Source organism: uncultured Planktomarina sp. (assembly GCA_943788425.1).
Classification (GTDB): domain Bacteria; phylum Pseudomonadota; class Alphaproteobacteria; order Rhodobacterales; family Rhodobacteraceae; genus Planktomarina.
Genome location: CALSQF010000005.1, coordinates 63,464 through 71,513 on the forward strand (window position 1 = coordinate 63,464; position 8,050 = coordinate 71,513).

An 8,050-nucleotide genomic window follows, 5' to 3' on the forward strand; every position below is an offset into this window, starting at 1 on the left:
AGAGCAGGACGTATCACTATAAAAGGGTGGCTGTTTTTCGCCCCCCCTCCTATTGAGGGTTAAGCAAAGTGATATTCCCTAGCGAATACCAGCACCATCCATGCCAGCATCTGAGGCGCCCCTATAAACGATCTGATACGTGTTGTTACTCTTCACGCCACCTTTACTCACGCCTCAATTTCAAGCTGAACCGCGCCACTGTTCTCGCTGAGTGGTGCTAATTATTGAGCGCATAGATTCAGGCTGTGCCAGCAATCCGATGCGAGTTCTCATTCGTCTGACAGCTGACGAAAACGCGTCAGGAAATTTGAAATGGGGAACTCTCAGTAAAGCCCAAAATACTCAGCTTGCTCCCATTCGGATACCGTAAGGTGGTAGCGGTTCCATTCTGCTTGGCGGATGGTTGTTAGGTAGTCTACGAATGCATCACCCAAAGCTGATCGGTAGAATTTTGATCTGTCGAAAAGCTGGATTGCGCGAAGCAGGCTATCGGGCAAGTATGGGGCATCGGTCTCGTAAGGGTTTTCCACCGGATCGGGGGCCGATAAGCTGGATGTTAGCCCATCTAAGCCGGACAAGATTTGGCTGGTGAAGAAGTAGTAAGGGTTGGCTGCAGTTTCGGCCACGCGGTTCTCGATGCGTGAGGCGGGATCGCCGGCTGCCATCAGGCCGCGGATCATCGCGCCTCGATTATCACGGCCCCATTGGATGCGGTCGGGTGCCAGTTGATGTGGGCGGTAGCGCTTGTAGCCGTTGATAGTGGGGGTTGTGAGCAGGCAACTTTCGGAGGCATAGGCCAAAAGTCCTGCGATCCAACCACTTGCCTCATCACTAATAGTGCCATCTGCGTTCGGGATCATCATGTTGCGACCAGTTTTGCGATCCACCAAAGACTGGTGGAGATGCCACCCGCTGGCCGCGGTGTTCTCAAGGTTGGGGCGACACATGAACGTGGCGTGCAGCCCGCGTGCAGCACAGACCTCTTTTACCATGGCGCGGAACATCATCATGTTATCGGCATGCGTCAGAGGGTCGGCTGGATCAAAAGTGAACTCAAACTGGCTTGGGCCCATTTCGATTTCCATCGAACGGACGTGCATGTTCATCGCCTGACAGGAGCGGCGTAGCGTGTCTAATATCGGCTCGGCTTGCGCGTAGCGGTCTTCTGTCAGAAATTGATAGCCGGGTGTGAGATTGCGAGTTTGAGCTGGCTGGCTGGGCATGGTGGCGTTGGCATGCTCTAGCATTTGATCAGTTCGCTCGAAGACATGAAATTCGACCTCAAGCCCGACCATGAGATCTAGGTTACGCGCAGCCAATTTAGTAATTGCCGATTTGAGCATATCTCGCGGCGAAAACGGCATAACTGCGCCAGATTTGAAGCGCGGATCACAGAAAATCCACGCGGAATGGGGCGACCAGGGCAAAATGCGGAAGGTTGCAGGGTCCGGCAACATCAAGATGTCACCAGCACCAGCCATATTACCTTCAGAATTGCGATTGATGCCGGAATTTGCAGACCAAATTGGAAAAACTGTGCGGTGCGAGGTATCTTTGAGCAGTAAAGTCGATGGCGCGGCAAGCCCACTGGTAAAGATGGAGGGTAGCGCATCTGCAACGATGGTTTTGCCGCGCAAGATGCCATGTTGATCAGCAAACAAGACGCGGACCGTTTCAAGATCACTATCCGCAACCCGCTTTAAAAGTGCGGTGGCGGCACCGATCGTCGTTGCATCTAGCAGGCCAACCCTGGCTAGCGCGCCGTTCTCAATCTGCTCTTTAAATTCGTTCAAATCGTCGCATCCCAATCGTTACATCCTTCCCGCCGGGCACGGTCGCTCGTCTCAAAAGCTTCACGCCACGCATCTTTGTCACCGATGGTATCGTTTGAGATAGGGCCGTAGATGGTTTTCACGTCTTCGCCACCCACCATCGGCAATGCGTCGGGGCTACCTTCGCTCAAGCTAGTAATAGCGGCGCGCATCATACGGCGGTATTTGATAATTGCGACATCGGTTTTGCCCAGATGTTCCTTGGTCCGGTCAAAGATCGCACCGGGGCTTTCGACTGCCCATTGATCGTGCACGTTAATGTCTAAACCCATGCCAGTATAGGTCTTATGCTTCTGTTCTTCGGGGTTAAAGCCATAGGTGTTAGTTTTATTTTTTAGTGGCGCATAATCTGGCAAGCGGTGTTCTTTTAGCCGTTGGGCGCGCATGACCTCTTTGTCGACGGGTTTGTCAAAACTGGTGAACATTGAATACCAATAGCAATGCTCGTCATCAATGGGGACGTGCCACTGCGTGATAATCATCTCGCTGCTCATCGGGATTGAAATTGCTTCTGGGAAGATTTGATTAGTGATGCGGACATGGGTTTTGCCGTTGTCCAGATGCCGCAGCGCGATGATCCGCATCCCGTAATCTGTTTCCTCGACCAAGATGTCGGGGCGTGGATAGTCACGCAATAATTTAGTCATCGGGATGTCAGTGTCAGCAGCCTTGTCGCGAAATTGTTTGCCGTAGCTATCCTCTGGATCTTCATCCTCGAGAAAGCGATGCAAGAATGAGGCGTGTGCGGGGTCGATTCCTACTTCCATGGCTTGCAGCCAGTTGCAATCCCACATGCCTTTGAAGGCAAAAACATGGGTATCAGGAGCACGAAAACAGTCAAAATTGGGGAATTCAGGGGGTGCGCCAGGCCCCATATAAGCGAAAATAATACCGTTTTTTTCGATCACTGGATAGGAGGTGTTTTGAATGCGCTCGTGCATCCGCGAGCCGTCGGGTTCGCCGGGTTGCTCGACACATTGGCCATCACGGTTAAAGTGCCAGCCGTGGAAGGGGCAGCGCAAACCGTTGTCTTCCAGCCGGCCATAGCACAGGTCGGCACCGCGGTGCGGACAGGCGCGCCCAATCAGGCCCAACTCACCGTCACTGTCACGAAACAATACAAGGTCTTCACCCAACAGCTTGACTGGCACAACGGGGCGAATGCCTGCCAGTTCATCACTAATTGCTGCCGGTTGCCAATAGTGACGCATAACCGCGCCTGCGTCGCTGCCCGGGCCGGTACGGGTCAGCAGATCGTTAAGTTCTTGGCTGATCATGGAATATCCTGACGTTTAAATTGTTCGCTTAACGCATATTATTTGGCATACAGTACACATCTCGAAAGCATCAACTGTCAAGAATGATTCATCAGCTTGGGAAGGAGCGCGTTGAATTGAGCTCGCAAGCGCCTTAGGCTTGGTAAGTATGTCCCGATCAAACCCACATCGCCCTTTTGTGCCGAACCCAGAAATATTGACCCGACTTCCTGAGATTACAGGGAATGAGATAAATGGACTGGGCGAAACATTAGCTCGAAGACCTGATCATGTTTTCTGGGCCCCAGACCCTAATGAAATTGCTTTTGGTGAAGTGCAGAAGTGGTTTTATATGTGCCAGCCTGATAGTACAGAAATGGCCGCCGAAAGAGCCAAAAGACAAGCAATTTTTGATGCCGCTTTACCTGATATGAACCCGGTTGCCTTAGAGAAGTCGCCAATTGAATGGACTAACTCGTTAGACCAGTTTGTTGGATCTGGAGTTTGTGAGATGGTTGGCGTTACTACTCTGCAATCGGACTGGATATTCGAAAATCACAGTACAACATTCCAAAAAATAATCATGGTCGGAGTTCATCATGAATACGAAGAAATAAAACATGCGCCAGAGTTTCGTGCTGGGATTGAGGTAGTTCGACAATATGGCCGCGCAGCTTCGGCAGCAAAGAAAATTACAGGCTGGCTAATGGAGCAGGGCTGGGACGCTGAAGCATTGACAGGACCAATGGCCGGAAAGGTTGTGATGATACCACCTGCACTAGAGTGTGGGTTTGGTGAGCTAGGCAAGCATGGGTCTTTGATTAACCCAGAATTTGGATCATCCTTTCGGTTGGCTGCGATTTTGACCAATGCACCTTTTGCCGATACTCCTAAAAGAGAGTTTGGAATTGATGAATTCTGCTCCAAATGCAGAATTTGTGAAGATGCATGTCCTCCAATAGCTATTCAACCCGACAAACAAGTGGTTCGTGGAGAAGAGCGTTGGTATGTCGATTTTGATGCTTGTATACCCTATTTTGCGGAAAATTCTGGCTGTGCAATTTGCATTGTAGAGTGCCCTTGGTCACGGCCCGGCGTTGGCATAAATCTAGCGGAAAAATTAGCAAAGCGATCGACGCGTCACACAGATGCTTAAGCCACAAAAGGGCTTCCAAATGGATGTCCGTGGACCAATAGCAGGGGTTACGGTTCCTAATTCCTACAGCTCAGCCGACGGACTTAGGCCGGGGACACTGGATTATGGGTTTCGCGCCTCAGACCACGGGCCCTTTGGTATTAGCCTTGTAAATTCATTCGGGGGTAATTTTGTTTGGTAACTGCATCTCTATTCACGCACCAACTCCAAGCTGAACCGTGCCGCTGCTCTCGCCGAGTGGCGTCAATTATTGAGCGCATAGAATCAGGCTGCACCAGTATTCCGATGCGATTTCTTATTTGTCTGACAGCACCTGCTGGCTTGGCCACTCTAGAGCCGTGTGCAGAGCCGCGCGGCATCTAGGATGGCCGCGTGGATGTCGCGCGACGATGTAGCGTCCCCTAATCGGTAGAGATCAAAACCCTCGCCGTCACTCTTGGGTTGCGGTTGGGCTGAGGTCCATGCCGTCAGATCCGGCAGGCCACAATTACGTGCCGCACCCACCAGTTCGAGATAGAGTTCATCAACTGGTAGAGTTCCATGTTCGTAGATCAGCGTGTCACAACTCATTTCAATCGTCTCGCCACTGTAACTATTCTCAAAACTCAGACGCAGACGGTTTTCTGCACGTGCCACTCGTCGCAGCGTAAGATCGGGATGTAGAGATGCGCCTGACTTATAAAATGCGCGCATTTGCAGCGGTCTCTCGATGTAGCTGACTTCAGCACCCGCAGTGTTGTCTGGGGTTACATAAGTCAGAGAAGCACCCGCGGTAGCCAAAGTATGCGCTCCGTTCAAACCTGCCGTAGTTCCCGTTCCATCATAAAAGATCACGTCTCCATCGGGCGGCGATCTAGCCTCCAGCACCTCCCAGAGAGGGGTTCCAAGTTCGGCGCCAGGGATGTCTTGCATCCTGTCAGGCACGCCTCCAGTGGCGATGATTACGGTATCAGGCTTCGTATCTGCAATCTCCTGAGCTTCAGCAAAGGCGTTGTAGTGGACGGTTACGCCAAGGCGCTCCAACTCGCTCACCCGCCAATCAATTATGCCTATTAGGTCACGCCGCATATCAAGCTTTGCGGCTAATAAGAGCTGACCACCCGCACGAGACGCTGCTTCAAAAAGGGTGACAGTATTGCCGCGCTCTGCAGCTATACGCGCAGCTTCAAGCCCACCAGGGCCCGCACCAACAACGGTGACCTTTTTGGGAGCATCAGTCTTTTCAATCATGTGCGGTAGTACATCCTCGCGACCGATAGCTGGGTTGTGAATGCAGCTTCCGTGCCATGAGCAATAGGTAGCGCCAACGCAGGGGCGGATCGTTTCCTCCACCCCTTCTGATAGCTTGCGCACGATATTTGGATCCGCAATGTGCGCACGGGTCATACCTATGAGATCAACATGTCCTTCGCTCACAGCATAGCGTGCCGTTGCCATGTCATTGATACGCGCCGCATGAAAAACTGGCAAGCTGACATTACGCCGGAAATTCGTTACTGGGCGCAGTTGTGGTGCCAACCCCAGGGACATGCCCGGCATATAGCGAGCAAGTCCTACTTCGGTGTCAATACGACCATAAGTAAAGTTGAAGAAATCTATTAAACCTGAGCATTCGAGAATCTTGGCCATTGCAAGATACTCTTCATCAGGCATGGTGCCGCTGTCGCCTTCGCCCACTACCATGCGGACGCCAACAACAAACGACTGAGGAACCAGACGGCGGATCTCTTCCAACACCATGAGGCCGAACCGCGCACGGTTTTCAAGGCTGCCACCGAAGTCGTCTGTGCGCTGATTTGTGGTTGGAGACCAGAACTGCCCGATCAGGTGACCAGCGATGTGTAATTCACAGCCGTCCAGTCCCCCCTCATAGCAGCGACGCGCTGCTTGACCAAAATCGCTAACCACACGCACAATATCTTCGACCTGCATCTCCTTGGTAAACCCACGATGCAGAGGTTCTCGGAACCTGCTGGGCGAGATTGTAGGCAGCCAGTTGTCCCCACGCCATTGGCTGCGTCCACCTAAATGCGTTAGTTGGCACATGAGGGCTGCACCGTGCTTATGCACACGGCCCGCGAACTCTTGGAAGTAGGGAATGATGCGATCATCGCTTGCACTGAGCTGTCCGAAGGTGTTGGCGCTGTCGCGTGACACATTAGTTGAGCCGCCAAACATGGTAAGCCCAATCCCGCCTGCGGCCTTGGCTTCGTGGTAGCGTTGGTACCGTCCTGTGGGCATACCATCTTCGCCAAAGCCTATCGCATGCGAGGTGCTCATGATCCTATTGCGCAAAGTTAGGTGCGCCAGCTGAAAAGGCTGAAGAAGCGGATCCGTAATCGCAAGTCTGGTTGGGGTGCTCATGGCCGCAGTCCTTATTCTTGAAGTAGCTTGAACTAAGCCTGATCACATGCGGCGGCCTTGGCAAAGGAAATTTTGGTACTTCGGCCTGGAACTTTAGTATAGTTACCACATACTGGCTGTTCGAAGGAGTGACGCTTTGCAGATGTTTGATGCCGAAACCATTCACCGACTTCTACCTTATGAGGTACTAATTCCGGCGTTACAAAAGATGCACGAGGGTGAGATTCCAGACGGTGACGGAGTTTACACCAAGGACCCCAGCGGTGCGGACAACATGTTTGTGACGCTGCCAGGCTGGCTGAGTGGGCAACTAATAGTGGTTAAGATGGTCGGCGTCTTTCCCACCAATCGTGACCGTAATCCACCTCTGGGCTCAGTCCTTGGGGCCGTAGCGGCGTTCGATCCGAAAACCGGTGCGCCAATTCTGGTGGCCGATGGTGAGGCGATGACTTATCGGAAAACAGCTGCGATCTCTGGGCTTGGCACTGCACTTCTAGCTCCACCCACTCCGCGCGAGTTGCTTGTCGTGGGTGCGGGTGGACTAGGCCCACATGTAGCGATGGCGCATATAGCGGCGCGTCCATCAATTTCGCGTGTGCGGATCTGGAATCGCACTTGGTCCCGTGCCGAGGCTTTGGCAGCTCTGCTTTGTACTTTAGGCATCGACGCCACTGCAGCACCAGATCTTGATGCTGCAGTGGCTGAGGCTGATGTCATCAGTTGTGTTACCATGTCGCGCGCGCCGCTTGTTAAGGGAGCGTTGCTAAAACCTGGAGCACATCTCGACCTAGTAGGGTCGTACTTAACCGACATGCGTGAAACAGATGATGATGCGATGCGCCGTGGATCGGTCTACACGTGTTGCGACCGTGGCCGCGAAGAAGTGGGCGAACTGACTATACCAATAGCGTCCGGTGCGCTAAGATTGGATGACATCCAAGGCGATGCATTCGACATAGTGCAGGGGCGCCACTCAGGGCGGGTCTCTGCTACAGAGATAACCCTATTCAAGAATATTGGTGGTGCGCATCAGGACCTATTTACCGCAGCTATCCTAAAACAAGTTGCAGGGCTCTAGTCTTCTGAAATTAGAGGCTGGTTAATACGTATCCCTGACAAACAAAGTCTATATTTGTGCCACTCTCAGCCGCGACACCCTGTCTAATCTGGATACTGTCATATTAAACTCGGTTGAAGTGGGCAGGATGTATTTGTGGCGTCGGAAAATGACAGAACACTCTCCATTCCGCTATTTCAAAACAAGTCCAGAGATCATCCACCTTGCTGTCATGCGGTATGTTCAGTTCCCACTTTCGCTTCATTATAGTGAGGAACCGCTTTATGAACACGGGTGAGTAAGGCCCGCCTGTAAAACCATACAACCCAATTCGTTCAAGTATAAACCCAGCCTATTATTCTCAGCATCGACGCTCTGAACATTT

General features: G+C 52.2%; 5 protein-coding genes. 2 read left to right on the forward strand and 3 right to left on the reverse strand.

Going from position 1 to position 8,050, the window contains the following annotated elements; translation table 11 throughout:
• Positions 1–323 precede the first annotated feature (323 nt).
• Positions 324–1,793: a glutamine synthetase family protein gene (locus tag ABLW18_RS05695; RefSeq protein ID WP_347823880.1), complete on the reverse strand. Its 1,470-nt coding sequence runs from the start codon at positions 1,791–1,793 to the stop codon at positions 324–326.
• Complete coding sequence (locus ABLW18_RS05700) at positions 1,790–3,109, reverse strand: aromatic ring-hydroxylating dioxygenase subunit alpha (RefSeq protein WP_347823881.1); 1,320 nt, start codon at positions 3,107–3,109, stop codon at positions 1,790–1,792. Before ABLW18_RS05700 ends, ABLW18_RS05695 begins: the two co-directional genes overlap by 4 nt.
• 148 nt (positions 3,110–3,257) lie before the next feature.
• Here ABLW18_RS05700 and ABLW18_RS05705 point away from each other — a divergent pair, with 148 nt between their 5' ends.
• Complete coding sequence (locus ABLW18_RS05705) at positions 3,258–4,244, forward strand: 4Fe-4S dicluster domain-containing protein (RefSeq protein WP_347823882.1); 987 nt, start codon at positions 3,258–3,260, stop codon at positions 4,242–4,244.
• A gap of 330 nt (positions 4,245–4,574) precedes the next feature.
• Here the strand turns inward: ABLW18_RS05705 and ABLW18_RS05710 are convergent, their stop codons facing one another.
• Complete coding sequence (locus tag ABLW18_RS05710) at positions 4,575–6,608, reverse strand: FAD-dependent oxidoreductase (RefSeq protein WP_347823883.1); 2,034 nt, start codon at positions 6,606–6,608, stop codon at positions 4,575–4,577.
• 142 nt (positions 6,609–6,750) lie between these two features.
• Here ABLW18_RS05710 and ABLW18_RS05715 point away from each other — a divergent pair, with 142 nt between their 5' ends.
• Positions 6,751–7,686 (forward strand): ornithine cyclodeaminase, encoded by a 936-nt coding sequence (locus tag ABLW18_RS05715; protein ID WP_347823810.1) that lies wholly within the window; start codon positions 6,751–6,753, stop codon positions 7,684–7,686.
• Positions 7,687–8,050: the final 364 nt, after the last annotated feature.